At 68.4% G+C, this 17,574-nt stretch carries 17 protein-coding genes; 9 read left to right on the plus strand and 8 right to left on the minus strand.

Annotated elements, in window-relative coordinates:
* Positions 1–104: 104 nt before the first annotated feature.
* A complete protein-coding gene (gene fdhA / locus OG884_RS36770) occupies positions 105–1,328 on the minus strand; it encodes a formaldehyde dehydrogenase, glutathione-independent (RefSeq protein ID WP_326640637.1) in 1,224 nt (407 codons plus the stop codon).
* 383 nt (positions 1,329–1,711) lie between these two features.
* Between fdhA and OG884_RS36775 the strand changes: the two genes are divergently transcribed.
* Positions 1,712–2,302: a recombinase family protein gene (locus OG884_RS36775; protein ID WP_326640639.1), complete on the plus strand. Its 591-nt coding sequence runs from the start codon at positions 1,712–1,714 to the stop codon at positions 2,300–2,302.
* A 191-nt stretch (positions 2,303–2,493) separates the two neighbouring features.
* Here the strand turns inward: OG884_RS36775 and OG884_RS36780 are convergent, their stop codons facing one another.
* The 4 genes from OG884_RS36780 to OG884_RS36795 form a co-directional block, all read right to left on the minus strand.
* Positions 2,494–3,612 (minus strand): right-handed parallel beta-helix repeat-containing protein, encoded by a 1,119-nt coding sequence (locus OG884_RS36780; protein WP_326640641.1) that lies wholly within the window; start codon positions 3,610–3,612, stop codon positions 2,494–2,496.
* A 987-nt stretch (positions 3,613–4,599) separates the two neighbouring features.
* On the minus strand, positions 4,600–5,271 hold the full coding sequence (locus OG884_RS36785; protein WP_326640644.1) for a hypothetical protein: 672 nt from the start codon (positions 5,269–5,271) through the stop codon (positions 4,600–4,602).
* Between the two features lie 325 nt (positions 5,272–5,596).
* Complete coding sequence (locus tag OG884_RS36790; RefSeq protein ID WP_326647105.1) at positions 5,597–6,088, minus strand: hypothetical protein; 492 nt, start codon at positions 6,086–6,088, stop codon at positions 5,597–5,599.
* A gap of 114 nt (positions 6,089–6,202) precedes the next feature.
* Positions 6,203–6,649, minus strand: a complete 447-nt coding sequence (locus tag OG884_RS36795; protein WP_326640645.1) for a MarR family winged helix-turn-helix transcriptional regulator — start codon at positions 6,647–6,649, stop codon at positions 6,203–6,205.
* A 199-nt stretch (positions 6,650–6,848) separates the two neighbouring features.
* Between OG884_RS36795 and OG884_RS36800 the strand changes: the two genes are divergently transcribed.
* Positions 6,849–7,478, plus strand: coding sequence for a hypothetical protein (locus OG884_RS36800; RefSeq protein WP_326640647.1), 630 nt, complete (start codon positions 6,849–6,851; stop codon positions 7,476–7,478).
* A gap of 117 nt (positions 7,479–7,595) precedes the next feature.
* Positions 7,596–8,621, plus strand: coding sequence for an aldo/keto reductase (locus OG884_RS36805; RefSeq protein WP_326640649.1), 1,026 nt, complete (start codon positions 7,596–7,598; stop codon positions 8,619–8,621).
* Here the strand turns inward: OG884_RS36805 and OG884_RS36810 are convergent.
* Entirely contained in the window at positions 8,576–9,178 is a 603-nt protein-coding gene (locus OG884_RS36810; RefSeq protein WP_326640651.1) for a phosphopantetheine-binding protein, read from the minus strand. The genes OG884_RS36805 and OG884_RS36810 overlap by 46 nt on opposite strands.
* Here OG884_RS36810 and OG884_RS36815 point away from each other — a divergent pair.
* Positions 9,122–9,340: a hypothetical protein gene (locus tag OG884_RS36815; protein ID WP_326647121.1), complete on the plus strand. Its 219-nt coding sequence runs from the start codon at positions 9,122–9,124 to the stop codon at positions 9,338–9,340. The two genes, OG884_RS36810 and OG884_RS36815, sit on opposite strands and share 57 nt — an antisense overlap.
* 64 nt (positions 9,341–9,404) lie before the next feature.
* On the opposite strand, the gene OG884_RS36820 is transcribed toward OG884_RS36815, so the two are convergent.
* Positions 9,405–10,190: an IclR family transcriptional regulator gene (locus tag OG884_RS36820; RefSeq protein ID WP_326640653.1), complete on the minus strand. Its 786-nt coding sequence runs from the start codon at positions 10,188–10,190 to the stop codon at positions 9,405–9,407.
* Between the two features lie 91 nt (positions 10,191–10,281).
* Here OG884_RS36820 and hutH point away from each other — a divergent pair, with 91 nt between their 5' ends.
* Genes hutH through hutI form a run of 5 tightly spaced genes read left to right on the plus strand, consistent with a single transcriptional unit; the run spans position 10,282 to position 17,251 of the window.
* On the plus strand, positions 10,282–11,820 hold the full coding sequence (hutH, locus tag OG884_RS36825) for a histidine ammonia-lyase (protein ID WP_326640655.1): 1,539 nt from the start codon (positions 10,282–10,284) through the stop codon (positions 11,818–11,820).
* A gap of 58 nt (positions 11,821–11,878) precedes the next feature.
* The gene (hutU, locus tag OG884_RS36830) at positions 11,879–13,534 is read left to right on the plus strand and encodes a urocanate hydratase (RefSeq protein ID WP_326640657.1); all 1,656 of its coding nucleotides are present in this window, start codon (positions 11,879–11,881) and stop codon (positions 13,532–13,534) included.
* Positions 13,534–14,757 carry an allantoate amidohydrolase gene (locus tag OG884_RS36835; RefSeq protein ID WP_326640659.1) on the plus strand — a complete coding sequence of 408 codons (1,224 nt, stop codon included), beginning with the start codon at positions 13,534–13,536 and terminating at the stop codon, positions 14,755–14,757. The genes hutU and OG884_RS36835 overlap by 1 nt, the downstream gene beginning before the upstream one ends.
* On the plus strand, positions 14,748–16,085 hold the full coding sequence (locus OG884_RS36840) for a formimidoylglutamate deiminase (RefSeq protein ID WP_326640660.1): 1,338 nt from the start codon (positions 14,748–14,750) through the stop codon (positions 16,083–16,085). Before OG884_RS36835 ends, OG884_RS36840 begins: the two co-directional genes overlap by 10 nt.
* Positions 16,082–17,251 carry an imidazolonepropionase gene (gene hutI, locus OG884_RS36845; RefSeq protein ID WP_326640663.1) on the plus strand — a complete coding sequence of 390 codons (1,170 nt, stop codon included), beginning with the start codon at positions 16,082–16,084 and terminating at the stop codon, positions 17,249–17,251. Before OG884_RS36840 ends, hutI begins: the two co-directional genes overlap by 4 nt.
* Here hutI and OG884_RS37795 read toward each other — a convergent pair.
* Entirely contained in the window at positions 17,191–17,469 is a 279-nt protein-coding gene (locus tag OG884_RS37795) for a hypothetical protein (protein WP_442811605.1), read from the minus strand. The genes hutI and OG884_RS37795 overlap by 61 nt on opposite strands.
* Positions 17,470–17,574 lie beyond the last annotated feature (105 nt).

Consider the following 17,574-nt stretch of genomic DNA (forward strand, 5'->3'; position numbering starts at 1 on the left):
CGGTGACACGGCACGCGCGAGAAAGGGGCCGGTGACCCGTCATCGAGGGATGATCTGCCGGTTCACCCCGCCCGCACGCGGGATCCGGCGTCGATGACGGATCGCTAGCCCGTCGTGCCAAGCACGCCGTTGGGGTCGAGCACGAACTTGGACGCGGCGCCCTGGTCGAAGTCCTCGTACCCCTGGGGCGCCCGCTCCAAGGGGATCGGCACCGCGTTGACCGCCTTCGCGATCTGCACCCTGTCGTGCAGGATCGCCTGCATCAGGTAGTAGTTGTAGCGCATGACGGGGCACTGCCCCGTGCCGAAGGAGAGCGACTTGGCCCAGCCGAGGCCGAGCCGGATGGAGAGCGATCCCTGCCTCGCCGCCTCGTCATGGGCACCCGGGTCACCGGTCACATACAGGCCGGGGATGCCGAGCGCGCCGCCCGCGCGGGTGATCTCCATGAGCGAGTTGAGCACGGTGGCCGGGCGTTCCTGTGCCGCGTCGGCGCCGTGGCCGCGCGCCTCGAAGCCGACGGCGTCGACGCCGCAGTCGACCTCCGGCACGCCGAGGATCTGCTCGATCTGGTCCTTCGGCTCACCCCGCGACACGTCGACGGTCTCGCAGCCGAAGCTGCGAGCCTGCTCCAGGCGGTCCTTGTTCAGGTCGCCGACGATGACCGCGGCGGCCCCGAGGAGAAACGCCGAGACCGCCGCGGCGAGCCCGACCGGGCCCGCGCCCGCGATGTAGACGGTCGTTCCCGGCTTCACCCCGGCGGTGACGCAACCGTGGAAGCCGGTCGGGAAGATGTCGGTGAGCATGGCCAGGTCGAGGATCTTCTCCATCGCCTGGTCCCTGTCCGGGAACTTGAGCAGGTTCCAGTCCGCATAGGGCACCAGGACGTACTGAGCCTGCCCGCCGACCCAGCCGCCCATGTCGACGTAGCCATACGCCGAGCCAGGCCGGTCGGGGTTGACGTTCTCACAGATCCCGGTCTTGCCCTCCTTGCAGTTGCGGCAGCGGCCGCAGGCGATGTTGAAGGGCACCGAGACGAGGTCGCCCACCTTCGTGAACTCCACGTCGCCGCCGATCTCGACGACCTCGCCGGTGATCTCATGGCCGAGGACGAGACCGATGGGCGCGGTGGTACGGCCACGGACCATGTGCTGGTCGCTGCCGCAGATGTTCGTCGCGACGGTCTTGACGATCGCCCCGTGCGGCACCTTGCGGCCCACGTTGGCCGGGTTGACCCCCGGCCCGTCCTTGAGGACGAACTCGGGATAGTCGATGTTCTGGACTTCCACCTTGCCCGGTCCCTGGTAGGAGACGGCTTTGTTGCTCGGCATGACGTCCTCCGTGTTTCCTCGTGGCGCCCTTCCGCGTGATGCTCGTGGAGCAGCCGGTCGTCGCCCGCGAGGGGACCTGCGAGGGGGCTGTGACGGCCGAGTCCGGACCGGAGACAATGGTTCTCTGCCCGTTTTCCACCATATACCCGCTGTTTTCGGCGTCACCTCGGGAGCCGTTTTCCGCACGAAGGGTCCGGCAACGCCCGGTCCTACCAACGTGTATCTATGTGACCCATGTGACGAGCCGCGATTTACTGCCGGATCAGCCAGGACCGCGAGGGCGCAGGGTTGGGCGTCGCCCGCCAGGAGGCCGAGCACAAGGCCGAGCGGCAGAGGCGTCAGCGGCGCCAGAGTGCCGAGGCGGGCAAGGTCTCCGGCGGGGGATGCGCCCGTACGGCTACGCCGAGGACCGCGTCACGGTCATCGACAAGGAAACCGAGGTGATCCGGGAGGCCGCTCGACGGTTGCTCGCCGGAGAGTCGCTGTCGAGCGTGTGTCGAGACTTCCGCACGCGTGAGATCACGACTCCTACCGGGGGTCATTGGATCCCGACGACATTGCATCGGCTGCTGGCGTCGGCGCGGATCAGCGGACGACGCGAGCACACACCCCGCAGCACTTCCGAGACCACGCGCCCACTGCTGGGGGAGATCGTGGCCGACGCCGTCTGGCCCGCCATCATCAGTGCCACCGATTCGGATCGGCTTAGCAGCCTGTTGAGTGATCCGGCCCGTGACTTCCGTGCCCAGGCCGCCACCGGGCGGACCTATTTACTGTCCGGGATTCTGCGGTGCGGCCGGTGCGGCCGGCGGATGAACGGCCGCCCCCGCTCCGGCGTGCCGCGCTACGTGTGCCCGAACGTACCGGGCACCGCGGCCTGCGGCGACCCGCCGCAGGCGGGCGGATGCCAGCCGCGCTGCTGCTCTTCGGCCGGTCGCGGCCACGCCTCCCACGCGCCGACGTCAACCGAGTAGACACCCGCGCCCTCGGAGGAGACTTCAGGCAGCCTGGGAGGCGGCCGGTATAGGCTCACCCCGCTTCCGGTGCTCGGGCCTGGCGGCCCTGCGCTCCCCCTACGGAACCAGGTGGAGTTGATGCGTGCGGTGGCTCGGGCGAGGTTTGCAGAACCAGTGCATCACCTCAGCCCGATGCCGCCGCCGGAGCGTCAGGAACAGCTGCCCTTCTTGGTGAGCTGACCGCCGATGACCTTGTTGTCGCAGGCAATCGTGTTGCCGCCCACGGTGTCGTTGATGCCGACGCCCCTGCCGCCGGCGAGATCGATGGTGTTCTTGCGGAAGACGTTGCCGGTGCCCCAGCCATCGACGATCTCGTGGGTCTGGAAGCCGTCCTGCGGCGTCTTCTTTCCGGTGTTGCCCTCGATCACATAGTTGTTGCCCTTGACGTCGACCCAGGAGTCGTTGAGCTTGTCCCCGCCGAGTGCCGACCCGTCGAAGACGTTGCCGACGATGTGGCCCCCGCTGGTGCCTTCCTTGATGTCCACGGCCTCAGCCGTGGCCCGGATCACATTTCCGCGTACCAGGTTGTTGTCGCTCTTGTCCATCTGCCCGCCGGAATACTTCTTCCAGTTCGACTCTGCCGATCCGAGATAGACGCCCTCGCCGAACTTCGCACGGCGCAGGCCAGTGTTGTAGATCTTGTTGTATTGCACCATGTTGCCGGTACTGAAATTGCGCAGATGGACGGCCTCGTCGCCGATGTCATGCACGGTGAGGCCCTGGATGATCGAGCCGTTGGTCCTGTCCGCCATGACGCCCTTCTGCGCGTTCTGAACGGTGAAGCCCACCAACCGCCAGAAACTCGCCCTGTCGAGGTGGAAGGCGTAGCCCTTCTTGATGCCGCCGCCCTCCAGAACCGATTGGGCGGTGCCGCACAGAAAGATCGGCTTACCCCGTGTTCCTGACCTCTGGGCGACGAACTCGCCCCTGTAGGTGCCCGGGCGCAGTCGAATGACGTCGCCCGCCCGGGCCGACCTGAGCGCCTGCTGGAGCTCATCGGCGCTGCCGACGGTCTTGGTCGGCTGCGGGCAGCGCACCATGCCGGGGCCGGTCGGCACGGTCATGACCGGTGCGGGAGCGGACACGGACACCATCCTCAAGCCCTTGAGGTCTCTCGCCTCCTTGTCCCCGCCGTTGTTTCCGTAACCGCCGGTGTCGGCGCCGTTCCCAAGGCCCATGCCCTCGTTGCCGCCGGCCACCAGCCAGAGCCCCGTGGCCATGACCAGCGGGCCCACCAGCCCGACGACTAACTTGATATCGATCTTCATAACTCGTCTCCCTTTCCGGGGGTCGACAGACGATTACTCCACCAGGAACACAGGACTTGCTTTATTGCGAAAACTCTTGAGGTGACGCTTACTGATGATCAAAGGTCGACGCCACCCGGAACGCGCCTGTCACTGCAGGTCAGAGGCATGATCGCGTGTCACGTCGAGCTTTCAGGTTCAGTGAAGGCATGTCACCAGGGGCATGGCCATGCGCGCCACGACCGTTCCAACCGATCACCCCTCCAGCGGGGCAACACCTTCACAAGGCTTGGTCTTCACAGTCGGTCACTGTCCGACTCGGATCAGTTGCTCGGTTTCGACGTGTCTGACGTTGTGAATGATGCGCTTGCGGAATGGCCGGTCTTGTCTGCGCTGAGGCCGACAGGACCGGCCACACCGGCTCCGCCGAGGCCGTAGTGACCGCTGCACTTCGAAAAATGTTGCCCACCTGCGGAGAGTCGGTTTTTCTCAGACAGCCCTCGGTTCGGCGACCGACTGGACAAGGCCGTTTCTTTCAAGACTGGCCAGCATATCCTCAACCGCACCGGGAAGATTCTTTTCAGGAGTCGGCAATCCGGCTCTTCAATGTTGAGGGGGATGTTCACCCTCAACATCGAAGAGCCCCTAAAGGGATGGTGGGCGGCGCCGGCTGCGACCGGCCGAAGAACCGCAGCACGGTCGTCGACCGCCTGACGCGCGGCGAGACGCCACAGGCGGAGCGCCTTCAACCCTGTAATGAAACTCCTCGCCGAAAACGACACCAGTCCCAAATCGACACCGGATGGACCGGGCCGACCTGGGCCAAGTTTCGGCTGTCTTCGCAGGTCTACGCGTCGCCGGAGGTCGGTCTCGCGGGGCACGCAACCCCGGTCCCATCGAAACCGCGGTAGCCACAAGGTTCGTGCGCGACGAGCACTCCCCAGACCACCCGCGGCGGCATCACAGACCTGTCATGACCTGGCTTTGCTTTTCACCCGGTGACGGGCGTCAGACCATTACCGACTCCCCACCGGGATAGGCAAAGGACGACCGAGGCGAGTAAAAGCCCCACACGATCTGCAGCGGCTCGGCGGGGCGGAGAGCATAGACGGGGTGGCTCGGCTCCAGAAACTCCAGTGACACGATCTCGAACGGGTCGACCGGTTCCGCCACGAACGGATAGATCCCGCTGAGCTTCTGCCCGCCGACCTCGGTGATGTAGCGCAACTGGCCACGGTTGACCGCCATACCGGTGTCACCGACCCGCGCAGTCGTACGGATCACCGGCACACCGTCCGACTCGGTCGTCGCGACCAGATCCCTGCCCTCGACCTCGATCGTGGTACGGCCCGCGGTGGCGGGCACACCTCGGGCGGCCGCGTACTCACGTACCGCCACACTGGAGTTGAAGTAGTGCGTCCACCAGCGGCCGGGGGTCACACCGTCGGGAGCGTAGGCGTCCTCCAGGTCCGGCCCAATGTAGGTGAGCGAGTACGCGCCGAAGCCTGAAGTCTGCTCAGGCCGGTCGACGACGTACTGGTTCATGAAGACCTGGCGGTTGGCCATGGGCTTCAGACCGTCAGGCACCAGGGCCGCAACGGCTTCGGGATCGGCCGGCACCCAGCCAAAGTAGATCATCCGGCTGTTGACGACGAGCTGGGGAGCCACGATTTCGGACACGACTTCTCCCTGACTATCGACGGTATACAGCCGGAACATACGTTACGTACCCACAGAGAACAATGATGGATATGTGATCCCCTCGATTCCTCGGAAACCGACTGTCACCCCAGCCTCGACGATCCGCCAACCAGCCCGGAGGGCGGCGACCGACTCGACCAGACCTGCTTTCTCCAAAGCGTCGAGCACATCGTCTACGGCCTCCGGCGGGTTCACCCGCGAGTCCGCGATCTGCTGAACACAGGTCCAGAGCACCCGTCCATCGAGATCGCTCTGGTCCAGCACGAAGTCATCGGGAGACTTGGCCTCGTGCCGGGGCAGGCGCTCAAGAGTAGGCCCCTGGGCGGACGATCATAAGGACCACGACGATCGCCCACAGCAGGTTGTAGATTCCGGCGAGCATGCTCAAGGTACGCAGCCGCTTGCCGTCGTCGGGGGCGGCGAGGGCATCACGTTGGCGCGGATAGATCTGCAGGGCGAGCAACCCGCCCGCGGCGGTGGTGAGGACCATGGAGATGTTGATCCAGATCTCGCCCATCCTGCCCTGGACGAAAGCCAGGGCGATCCCCACGACGGGCACGACGACAGCGAAGACGCCGTAACCGCGGGTGATGCGGTGCAGCGCGACAGCCACGGCCCGATTGCGGTCTCCCTGGGTCTCCAGCTGCGGGTCGAGGAGCGCACCCGCCGTGGCCGGGCCGGCCGCGACGCTCGTGGCGACCGGGGCATAGCGGGGGAACAGGCTTGCGGCGACGGCCGATCCTCCGACGAACACAATGCCGGCCAGTACATGGACCGACAACAACACGCCTTCCACAGGCACCCCTCTCCATTACCTTCAGACAGACTGAAGCCTAACATAGGCTTCAGTCTGTCTGAAGGTTGCAGCGGAGCTGTGCCCCATACCGTCTGGGGCCTCTCACCCATCAGGTCAGAGCGGTGAACGGCCCCCGAACGCGGCGCGTACGGCGTCGGCGATCTGACGTTGGATCGGATCGGCGTCCGGGCCGAACAGCCGTTCGTCGACCACCGCCACGGCCTTCATCGCCTCCTGCATGAGATGTGCGCCTTCAGGTGTGATCTCGATGGCCGAAGCGGACCCCGCACGGGCGGTGTTGTCCCGAACGAGCCCGGCGCCGGACAGCGCCTTCACCGCCGTATGGACGCTCTGCACGGTGATTCCGGACATCCGCGCCAAGTCGCTGAACGACGCGCCGGGCACACCGGCGATGTGCCCGAGCAGGCCGAGCCTGCTGACCGTCAGGCCGATCGGCGCGAGGGCGGCACCGAGCTCGGACTCGATCCGGTGCGCCAGCGTGAGCAGCACGATGGAAGGGCTGGTCTCCGGCGGACCTGGACGGGCGTTCTCGATTGTCACCTCCCAAGTCTCCCGCAGTCCCCATCGGCTGCGACGATGTGGACGGCACCTTGCGTAAGCGATCTCACCTGTCGGCACTACGGCGATGCTGCGGATGACCCCTTCAGGGCATTCGGCGCCTACGAGCTGTTCCACCGCTTCCGCGTCTTCCGAGTGGCCTCGCGGAGGACAGTCAGACCACAGTACGAGGTCCATCGCCATGACGCGGCTGAGCGGCAGAGTGGTCCGATGGCAGCCGATGCTGGACTCGCTCCTGTTCAGCGGCGTGGTCCTGGCCTGGCCCCATGACGAACCGCTCACGTGGAAGGGCGCGGTCTGGTCGCTGCGGGTGATCTCCGTTCTGGTCACGCTGGCCGCGGTGTTCGTGCTGGACAACGCGGCGGCCGACGTGCTGGCGCCGATGCCGCTGCCGCTGGGGGCGCGGACCGCGCCGCGGGTGGGGTTCACATTGGTCTGGATTGTTCCGGTGTGGGGGGTATCGCTGCTGGTTCTGGCACCGCGTATGTCGGCGGTGTGGGTCCTGTGGTCGACGGTGGAGCCGGCGGGACTGCTCGCCACAGGGCTGGCAGGCGCCGCAATGCTGGCCGGGAGGCTCGGCATGCGGGAGCCGGGTGTCGTGGCGGCGCCCGGTGCGGCGGGCGCATGGCTACTGATCTTCATTCTGCCGGGGCCGGTCGCGATGTCCACGCTCCGGCCACAGGACTGGGTGGTGGCCCATCTCTATTGGTCACTGCTGCTCGTGGCGGGTCTCGCAGTGCTGGTCCGGATGTCGCGCGATCCGGTTAGGAGGCCGCGCACTTGGCGGCGTTGTTGGCCCCCTGCCCGGTGAACGGAACCGGTGTCCGATGTCGGACAGCTCTGCCACACGATCCCCCCGAAACGGCACAGGATGGTACATACGACCCCTGCGCGAAGGTGGCCGAAGGCCGACTGGCAGGATCGGGCCGTGAACCATCGCACGCTTGGCCGCACCGGCATCCAGGTCAGCCCGCTCTGTCTCGGCACGATGATGCTCGGGGCCTGGGGAAACACCGATTACGACGAGTGCGAGCGCATCGTCGGCACCGCGCTCGACGCGGGCATCAACTTCATCGACACCGCCGACGTGTACGCGTTCGGCGAGAGCGAGACGATCCTGGGCAGGGCCATCAAGGGCCGTAGGGACGAGATCGTGCTGGCGACGAAGTTCCACAACCAGATGGGCGACTCGCCCAACCGGCGTGGCAACTCCCGCCGCTGGATCATGCAGGCCGTCGAGGACAGCCTGCGCCGCCTGGGCACCGACTGGATCGACCTCTACCAGGTGCACCGTCCCGATCCGCAGACCGACATCGACGAGACCCTCGGCGCCCTGTCCGACCTCGTGCGCCAGGGCAAGGTGCGGGCGATCGGCACCTCCTCCTTCCCCGCCGAGGAGATCGTCGAGGCCCAGTGGGTCGCCGACCACCGGCAGCGCGAGCGGTTCTCGACCGAGCAGCCCTCGTACTCGATCCTCGCCCGGCACGCCGAGGCCGCCGTCCTGCCGGTGGCCGAGCGCCACAACCTGGGGGTGATGGTCTGGAGCCCGCTGAACGGTGGCTGGCTGACCGGCAAGTACCGCCGGGACGCGCCGCTGCCCGACGGCTCCCGGGCCTCCCGCAACGGCGACCACTTCGACTTCAAGGCCGAGGAGGTCCGCGCCCGCAAGCTCGACGTCACCGAGAAGCTGGCTGTCCTGGCCGACGAGGCGGGCATCTCGATGATCCACCTGGCCCTGGGCTTCGTGCTCTCCCATCGGGCCGTCACCTCGGCGGTGATCGGCCCGCGCACGCTGGAGCAGCTCACCAGCCAGCTCGGCGCGGACGAGGTGCGGCTGTCACCGGAGATCCTCAACGCGATCGACGAGCTGGTCCCGCCGGGGACGAACATCAGCCCCGACGACGTCGGCTACCTGCCGCCCGCCCTGACCAATCCCGCTCTCCGCCGCCGCTGACGGAACCCCGGGACCGGGCCGGCGCCACCTGAGGGTCGCGAACGCCCGGGGCCCGGGCGGGGGGCACGAGGTGGGTCCGAGCAGTGCCGGTACGGCCTGCTCGGACCCACCTCGCGTTTTCGGAAGAACGCCGGGTCGGCGGCCGCCACCTGCTCACACCCCGCCGCCTCGGGAACGGGGCCGGTGCGGCACTTTACCCAGGTCCGATGCCCTTTACCAGAGGCCTGGCGACTACTTGCCGCGTTGGCCGCGAAAGGGGCCGCGGCCGCCGCAGCACAGCTACATTGAGCCCACTGTGGAGCTGATACGGACGAGAAGGTCGACATACGGAACACCACCCACCACCACCCGCCACGGCACCAAATACTCCGGCAACCGCCCCCGCAACCACTCCAGCAACTCCCCCTCCCCCACCCCACCCCACCCCCAGCAACAAGAACCACATACGACGTCCCGAAGATCTCCCTGAGCCGGGCGACCATCCGTACCACGAGGATGGAGTGACCACCGAGAGCGAAGAAGTCGTCGGTAACGCCGGGCTCGGCGACGCCGAGCACATCGGCCCAGAGCTCGGCGACGCGCCGCTCAGCGTCGGTGCGCGGGGCGACGTGCTCCGTCGGCCGAGGTCGCCCGGCTCCGGCAGCGCCTTGCGGTCGACCTTGCCGTTGGCGTTGAGCGGGATCGCGGGCAGCGGTACGTGGTGCGCCGGGACCATGTAGGCGGGCAGTCGCGCACGGCACCAGGCGTCCAGATCCGGTTCCGCCCCCGTCTCCCCCTCGCTTCTCACTTTCGCATGCGACTCACGGTGTCGGCCATGCCTCCGATGCGGCGGCTCAGCTCGTGAGCGGTCCGCCCGACCTGGCCCGCGATCTCCTCCCGTTGCGCCGACTCGACATCGCCGACGGGGAAAGTGACCGCTATTCCCGCGATCGGGTAGGCCCTGTGGTCCAGTACAGCGGCGGCGACGGAAGAAAAGCCTGTCGTGACCTCCCCTTCCTCTGTCGCATACCCGCGGCGCCGTACGTCGACCAGCAGGTGGCGGAGCGCGGACGGTGAGCGTGGTCCGACCTCGGTCCGCATAATGAAAGCCGAGGGATCGGGAAACACCGCCCGCACCTGGGCTTGCGAGAGACACGCCAGCATGGCCCGGCCGCTGGCGGTCAGGTGCGCCGGTAGCCGTACCCCGACTTCGACGACCAGCGGCGCGCGCCCGGGTGCACGTTCCTCGATGATGTAAATGACCTCACGGCCGTGCAGTACGGCGAGGTGCGCGTTGTGCTCGGTGCGATCGACGAGCCCGGCCAGCGGCACCCGGGCCAGCCGCTGGAGCGGGGCCTGTCGGCTGTATCCGGAACCGAGCTCGAAGGCACTCACGCCCAGGCCGTAGCGCCGTTCCTCGGGCAGATGCACGACGAATCCTTCGCGGGCCAGCGTATCCAGCAGGTGGTACGTCGTCGAGCGGGGCAGGCGCACGTCACGGCTGATGGCGGCGGCCGACACCGGGCCGGCCTGACCCGCGAGGTAGCGCAAGATGGCCAGCACCTGGGCGGCGGCGGGAACGACGGACATTTTCCAAGAATAACCCTAATGTCTTGGATCCCAGACAGAGGGTCGATCTCGGCCGTGACATCAGGGCTGTGACCTGTCGTTTCATGGACTCATGCCTGAAGTTGTCATAGGAGTCGGCCCTTTGTCCGCCGACGATGTCGTGTCGGTCGCCCGCCACGGCGCACGAGTGGTTCTGACGCCCGAGGCGGGGGACGAGATCACTCGTAGCCGTAATGTGATTGAGAGGCTCGCCGAGGATGCCAAGCCGCACTATGGCGTCTCGACCGGCTTCGGGGCCTTGGCTACCCGGCAAATTCCGGCGGAGCTGCGCGCTCAGCTGCAGCGCAGCCTGGTACGGTCGCACGCCGCGGGCTCTGGGCCCGAAGTGGAACGCGAGGTCGTGCGGGCGTTGATGCTGCTGCGGCTGTCGACTCTGGCGACCGGAAGAACCGGGGTTCGGCTGGAGACCGCCTGCGCCTACGCCGACCTGATCAACGCCGGCATCACCCCGGTGGTGCGCGAGTACGGCTCACTCGGCTGCTCCGGCGATCTGGCCCCGCTCGCGCACTGCGCGCTCGCGCTCACCGGGGAGGGCGAGGTACGCGATGCCGACGGCGTGCTGCGCCCGGCCGGAGAGGCCCTCGCCGCTGCGGGCCTGAAGCCGGTCACCTTGCGGGAAAAGGAGGGCCTCGCCCTCATCAACGGCACGGACGGCATGCTCGGCATGCTGGTGCTGGCCTGCCACGACCTGCGGAAGCTGCTGCGAACCGCCGATATCAGCGCGGCCATGAGTGTCGAAGCGCAGCTGGGCACCGACGCGGTGTTCGCCGCCGATCTGCAGGCGCTGCGCCCGCACCCGGGCCAGGCCGCCAGCGCGGCCAATCTGCGCGCCCTGCTGGCTGGTTCGGCGATCGTGGCCAGCCACCGCGGCCCGGAGTGCACCCGGGTGCAGGACGCGTATTCGCTGCGCTGCTCGCCGCAGGTGCACGGCGCGGCCCGGGACACCCTGACGCACGCTGAACTGGTGGCGTCCCGGGAACTGGCCAGCGCCATTGACAACCCGGTGGTGACCCTGGACGGCCGGGTGGAGAGCAACGGCAATTTCCACGGCGCCCCGGTGGCCTACGTCCTGGACTTCCTCGCGATCTCGGCCGCCGACGTCGCCTCCATCGCGGAGCGGCGTACCGACCGGTTCCTCGACGTGGCGCGCAACCATGGGTTGAACGCCTTCTTGGCCGATGATCCGGGAGTGGACTCCGGGTACATGATCGCCCAGTACACCCAGGCCGCCATCGTCTCCGAACTCAAGCGCCTGGCGGTACCGGCATCGGCCGACTCGATTCCCTCCAGCGGAATGCAGGAGGACCACGTGTCGATGGGGTGGTCCGCGGCGCGCAAGCTGCGTCGTGCCGTGGACGGGCTCACCCAGGTGATCGCGGTGGAGCTGCTCACCGCCGCCCGCGCCCTCGACCTGCGCGCGTCCCTGGCTCCCGCGCCGGCCACGGCGGCGGTGCGTGCCGGACTTCGGCAGCACGTGCCTGGGCCCGGCACCGACCGCTATCTCGCTCCCGAAATCGAATCGACCGTGGGCTACGTGGCCTCCGGCCAGGCGCTCGCCGCGGCCGAGTCGGTCACCGGACCGCTGCACTGAAAACTCTTTCGACTTCAGACAGGGAAGACACTATGAAAGTTCAGACAGGGAAGACACTATGAAAGGCGCCCGCCCAGTCCGCGCTCCTCGTGGTTCGGGTCTCACCGCTCAGGGATGGCAGCAGGAAGCCGCGCTGCGAATGCTGCAGAACAACCTCGACCCGGAGGTCGCCGAACACCCGGACAATCTGGTGGTCTACGGCGGTACGGGCAAGGCCGCCCGTGATTGGCGATCCTTCGAGGCAATGGTCCGCACCCTGCGGACGCTCAAGCAGGACGAGACGATGCTGGTCCAGTCCGGCCGCCCGGTCGGCGTGATGACCACCCACGAATGGGCGCCGCGCGTGCTCATCGCCAACTCCAACCTGGTGGGCGACTGGGCGAACTGGGAGGAGTTCCGGCGTCTGGAGCAGCTCGGACTCACGATGTACGGGCAGATGACGGCCGGCTCCTGGATCTACATCGGCACCCAGGGCATCCTCCAGGGCACGTATGAGACCTTCGCGGCCGTCGCCGCGAAAAGGTTCGGCGGTTCTCTGTCAGGGACGATCACCCTGACCGCCGGCCTGGGCGGCATGGGCGGAGCCCAGCCGCTCGCCGTCACCATGAACGGCGGCGTCGCCATCTGCATCGACTGCGACCCGCGTGCCATAGAACGGCGCATCGAGCATCGCTACCTGGATGTGCGCGCCGAGAGTCTGGAGCACGCCCTCCAACTCGCCACTACGGCGCGTGACGCCCGGCGCCCGCTGTCCATCGGCCTGCTCGGCAACGCCGCCGACCTGCTGCCGCGCCTGCTCGCCGACGGCGCGCCGATCGACATCGTGACCGACCAGACCTCGGCCCACGACCCGCTGTCCTACCTCCCGATCGGCGTCGACTTCGACGACATGGCCTCGTACGCGGCCGAGAAGCCGGCCGACTTCACGCAGCGGGCCCGTGAGTCCATGGCCCGGCACGTGGAGGCCATGGTCGGCTTCATGGACGCCGGTGCCGAGGTCTTCGACTACGGCAACTCGATCCGCGGCGAGGCACAGCTCGCCGGTTACGATCGGGCGTTCGCGTTCCCCGGCTTCGTCCCCGCCTACATCCGCCCGCTGTTCTGTGAGGGCAAGGGCCCGTTCCGCTGGGCGGCCTTGTCGGGGGATCCGAAGGACATCGCCGCCACCGACCGCGCTGTCCTCGACCTCTTCCCCGAGAACGAGTCGCTCGCGCGCTGGATCGCGATGGCGAGAGAGAAGGTCCGCTTCCAGGGCCTGCCCGCGCGCATCTGCTGGCTGGGCTACGGCGAACGCGACAAGGCCGGCGAACGGTTCAACGACATGGTGGCCAGCGGTGAACTGAGCGCCCCCATCGTCATCGGCCGCGACCACCTCGACTGCGGCTCGGTCGCCTCGCCGTACCGAGAGACCGAGGCAATGCTCGACGGCTCGGACGCCATCGCCGACTGGCCGCTGCTCAACGCCATGGTCAACGTTGCCTCCGGTGCGTCCTGGGTCTCCATCCATCACGGCGGCGGAGTCGGCATCGGCCGCTCGATCCACGCCGGCCAGGTCACCGTCGCGGACGGCACCTCCCTGGCCGGCGAAAAGATTCGCCGGGTGCTCACCAACGACCCTGGCATGGGCGTCATCCGGCACGTCGACGCCGGTTACGACCGCGCGAACGAGGTCGCAACCGAGCGCGGAGTCCGCGTGCCCATGGGAGAGAGCTGATGTCCGCCACGTTCCACCAGATGTGGGCGGAGCTGCTGCCGATCGGCCGCGGTTCCGCCTCCGGCGGGTACCGCCGCTTCGCCTGGACGGCGGCCGACGCGGACTGCCGCGCCTGGTTTCAAGCCCAGGCGCAGGCGCGCGGGCTCACCTACGAGGTCGACCACAACGGCAATCAGTGGGCGTGGCTTGGCGACCCCGCAGCCGGCGACGCGGTCGTGACCGGCTCCCACCTGGACTCGGTGCCGGACGGTGGCGCGTTCGACGGTCCGCTCGGCGTCGTGTCCGCATTCGCCGCGCTCGATGAGCTGCGCCTGCGCGGGGCCATGCTCAACCGGCCGCTGGCGGTCGTCAACTTCGGGGACGAAGAGGGCGCCCGTTTCGGTCTCGCCTGCGTCGGCTCGCGACTCACGGCCGGACAGCTCACCCCCGAGCAGGCGCGAAAGCTGCGGGACGACGACGAAGTCACGCTCGCCCAGGCGATGGAGCGCGCGGGCTACGACCCCGACGCCATCGGCCCGGACCCCGAACGGCTCTCCCGCATCGGCGCATTCGTCGAGCTCCATATCGAGCAGGGTCGCTACCTCGCGGAGACGCCCTCACCGGTCGGTGTCGCGTCCGCGATCTGGCCGCATGGGCGTTGGCGGTTCGACTTCCGCGGTGAGGCGAACCATGCCGGAACCACTCGGATCGAAGACCGGCGCGATCCGATGCTGACCTACGCCAACACCGTCCTCGCCGCCCGGGCCCAGGCCCGGGCGGCGAGGGCGCTGGCCACCTTTGGCAAGGTGTCCGTCGAGCCCAACGGCGTCAACGCCATCCCGAGTCTGGTGCGTGGCTGGCTCGACTCCCGCGCCGCCGATGAGGAGACCCTGGCCGCCGTCGTCGCCGGGATCGAGCGTGCAGCGCTGGAATGGGGTGAGCGGGACGGGATCGATGTGGCGGTCACCCGCGAGTCGTTCACGCCCCTCGTGGAGTTCGCACACAGGCTGCGGGACGAAGTCGCCGGACTACTGGCCGAGCGCCGGCCGTACCAGGTGCCGGTCCTGCCCACGGGCGCCGGACACGACGCGGGAATCCTGTCCGCGGCCATCCCCACCACCATGCTGTTCGTGCGCAATCCCACCGGGATCTCCCATTCCCCGGCAGAGAGCGCACTGGAGGATGACTGTCTCGCCGGGGTCGCCGCACTCGCCGACGTGTTGGAGGGCCTCGCATGCGGGTGACGTACTTCGCCGAGCACGCATGGGTCGGCGCCGCCGTCGAATCCGGTGTCGTCATCGAGGTCGCCGACGGTCGCGTCACCACCGTGCGCAAGGGCGTCGCGGCGCCGCCGCCCGGTGCCGTCGTCCTGCGCGGCCTGACTGTCCCCGGTCTCGCCAACGCGCACTCGCACGCGTTCCACCGCGCTCTGCGCGGCACCGCGCAGGGGCGTTCCGGCACGTTCTGGACCTGGCGCGAGATCATGTACGGCGTGGCAAGCCGTCTCGACCCGGAAGGTTACCTAACCCTGGCCCGCGCGGTCTACGCCGAGATGGCGCTCGCCGGCATCACCTGCGTAGGGGAGTTCCACTATCTCCACCACGCGCCGGGAGGCATGCCGTACGCCGACCCGAACGCGATGGGCGAGGTGTTGATCGAGGCCGCCGCCCAGGCCGGCATCCGGATCACGCTCCTTGACACGTGCTACCTGTCCTCGGGCTTCGGTGCCGCGCCGAACGAGCATCAGCTCCGGTTCAGTGACGGCGACGCGGAGAGCTGGGCAGCGCGCGCATCAACACTCAAGGGGCGCGAGCACGCTCGGGTCGGCGCGGCGATCCACTCGGTGCGCGCTGTGCCCGCGAGCCAATTGGCCACGATAACCCGGTGGGCCGGCGACCGCGACGCCCCGTTGCACATTCACCTCTCCGAGCAGACCGCCGAGAACGAAGCCTGCCTCGAAGCCTACGGCTGCACACCGACGCGGCTTCTGGAGGACCACGGGGTGCTCGGACCCCGCACCTCGGCCGTCCACGCCACGCACCTCACCGACGAGGACGTCCGCATGCTCGGCGAGTCCTCCACCACTGTCTGCATGTGCCCGACAACAGAGCGGGACCTTGCGGACGGGATAGGATCGGCTGCCGCCCTCGCCCATGCGGGATCGCCGCTCAGCCTGGGCAGCGACAGCCACGCGGTTATCGACCTCTTCGAAGAGGCGCGGGCGGTGGAGCTGAACGAACGGCTGCGCATACGGCGCCGCGGCCATTGGACCGCTGCCCAGCTCCTGCGGGCCGCCACCGAGGATGGGCACGCCTCCCTGGGCTGGAACGAAGCCGGCCGACTCGAACCGGGCGCGCTCGCCGACTTCACCACCATCGCCCTCGACTCGGTACGCACCGCCGGCCCGCCGCCCGGACTCGGTGCGGAGATCGCCATCTTCGCCGCGTCCGCTGCCGACGTGCGCCACGTCGTGGTGGGCGGTCGCACCATCGTCCGCGACGGCATCCACCAGCTCGTCGAAAACGTCCCCGCTGCCCTGGCTGACGCGATCGCCCAAGCCTGCCGCGGATGAACGGAGACCTGCCCATGGCCACCGCCATCACCAACATTGGCAGCCTGCTCACCAACGATCCTTCATTGGGCACGATTGAGAACGCCGCAGTCGTCATCGACGGTGAGTTCATCGCATGGGTCGGCCCGACGGCCCATGCCCCGGCCTCCGACGACCACGTCGACGCCGACGGCCGCGCCGTCATTCCCGGCTTCGTCGACTCTCACGCGCATCTGGTCTTCGCGGGCGACCGCACCGCTGAGTTCACCGCCCGAATGTCCGGCCGTCCCTACAGCGCGGGCGGCATCCGCTCCACCGTCGCCGCCACGCGCGCCGCGACCGACGCGGAACTGGACGCCAACGTCGCCCGTTACGTCGCCGAAGCGCTGCGCCAGGGAACGACGACCATCGAGTGCAAGTCCGGCTACGGCCTCACGGTCGAGGACGAGGCACGTGCTCTGCGCATCGCTGCCGCTCACACCGAAGAGCTCACCTATCTCGGCGCGCACATCGTCGCTCCCGAGTACGCGGACGACCCGGCCGCCTACGTGGACCTGGTGACCGGCCCGATGCTGGACGCCTGCGCGCCGCACGCCCGCTGGGCCGATGTCTTCTGTGAGGATGGCGCTTTCGACGGTGACCAGGCCCGGGCCATCCTCAGGGCCGCAACCGGCCGCGGGCTCATGCCGAGGATCCACGCCAACCAGCTGTCCTATGGTCCCGGCATCCAACTCGCCGTCGAACTCGGGGCGGCCGCCGCCGACCACTGCACCCACCTCGCCGATGCCGACGTCGACGCCCTTGCGCAGGGCGACACCGTCGCAACGCTCCTTCCCGGAGCGGAGTTCTCCACGCGTGCGCGGTATCCGGATGCGCGTCGTCTCCTCGACGCGGGCGTCACCGTCGCCCTGTCCACCGACTGCAACCCGGGCTCGTCGTTCACCAGCTCCATGCACTTTTGCATAGCCCTGGCGGTACGGGAGATGGGCATGACTCCGGACGAGGCGGTCTGGTCGGCGACCGCCGGTGGTGCCGCGGCCCTACGCCGTACCGATGTTGGCCGTATCACCTCCGGCGCCCGCGCCGACATCGTCCTGTTGGACGCCCCGTCCCACGTCCACCTCGCCTACCGCCCCGGCGTCCCCCTCGTCGCCGCCGTCTGGCGGGCCGGGCAGCGCCGTATCTGAGGCGGCGGGGGCAGGTAACGGTCTTGACGCTCCGGCTGTCCAGGATGCCCGCGCCGACCAGGTCGGCGGCACAGCCCGCCAGGCGACGCCGTACCGCCGTGTAGTCCCAGGTCGAGGAGGTGATGAACTACTGCAGCCGCCGGTGATCCCCCCAGCCGCTCAGCCATCGGCACCATTGACTTGCGCCGGCCATCCAGGATCAGACCAAGCAGGTACAACCCGCCGTTGGCCCGCCGGTCGCGACGGGTGAACGCGGTGAACGCTTCGCCTGCGAAGTCCTTGAGACGGCCACGCGCCTCAGTCGACTCAGCCGGAGCCGCCCG

The sequence above is a fragment of the Streptosporangium sp. NBC_01755 genome (genome assembly GCF_035917995.1).
In the GTDB taxonomy this organism is placed as follows: domain Bacteria; phylum Actinomycetota; class Actinomycetes; order Streptosporangiales; family Streptosporangiaceae; genus Streptosporangium.

What these genes read in the sequence shown, in the direction of transcription:
- fdhA (WP_326640637.1), bottom strand. Translation starts at nt 1,328, where the DNA reads ATGCCGAGCAACAAAGCCGTCTCCTACCAGGGACCGGGCAAGGTGGAA.
- OG884_RS36775 (WP_326640639.1), top strand. Translation starts at nt 1,712, where the DNA reads ATGCGCCCGTACGGCTACGCCGAGGACCGCGTCACGGTCATCGACAAG.
- OG884_RS36780 (WP_326640641.1), bottom strand. Translation starts at nt 3,612, where the DNA reads ATGAAGATCGATATCAAGTTAGTCGTCGGGCTGGTGGGCCCGCTGGTC.
- OG884_RS36800 (WP_326640647.1), top strand. Translation starts at nt 6,849, where the DNA reads ATGACGCGGCTGAGCGGCAGAGTGGTCCGATGGCAGCCGATGCTGGAC.
- OG884_RS36820 (WP_326640653.1), bottom strand. Translation starts at nt 10,190, where the DNA reads ATGTCCGTCGTTCCCGCCGCCGCCCAGGTGCTGGCCATCTTGCGCTAC.
- hutH (WP_326640655.1), top strand. Translation starts at nt 10,282, where the DNA reads ATGCCTGAAGTTGTCATAGGAGTCGGCCCTTTGTCCGCCGACGATGTC.
- hutU (WP_326640657.1), top strand. Translation starts at nt 11,879, where the DNA reads ATGAAAGGCGCCCGCCCAGTCCGCGCTCCTCGTGGTTCGGGTCTCACC.
- OG884_RS36835 (WP_326640659.1), top strand. Translation starts at nt 13,534, where the DNA reads ATGTCCGCCACGTTCCACCAGATGTGGGCGGAGCTGCTGCCGATCGGC.
- OG884_RS36840 (WP_326640660.1), top strand. Translation starts at nt 14,748, where the DNA reads ATGCGGGTGACGTACTTCGCCGAGCACGCATGGGTCGGCGCCGCCGTC.
- hutI (WP_326640663.1), top strand. Translation starts at nt 16,082, where the DNA reads ATGAACGGAGACCTGCCCATGGCCACCGCCATCACCAACATTGGCAGC.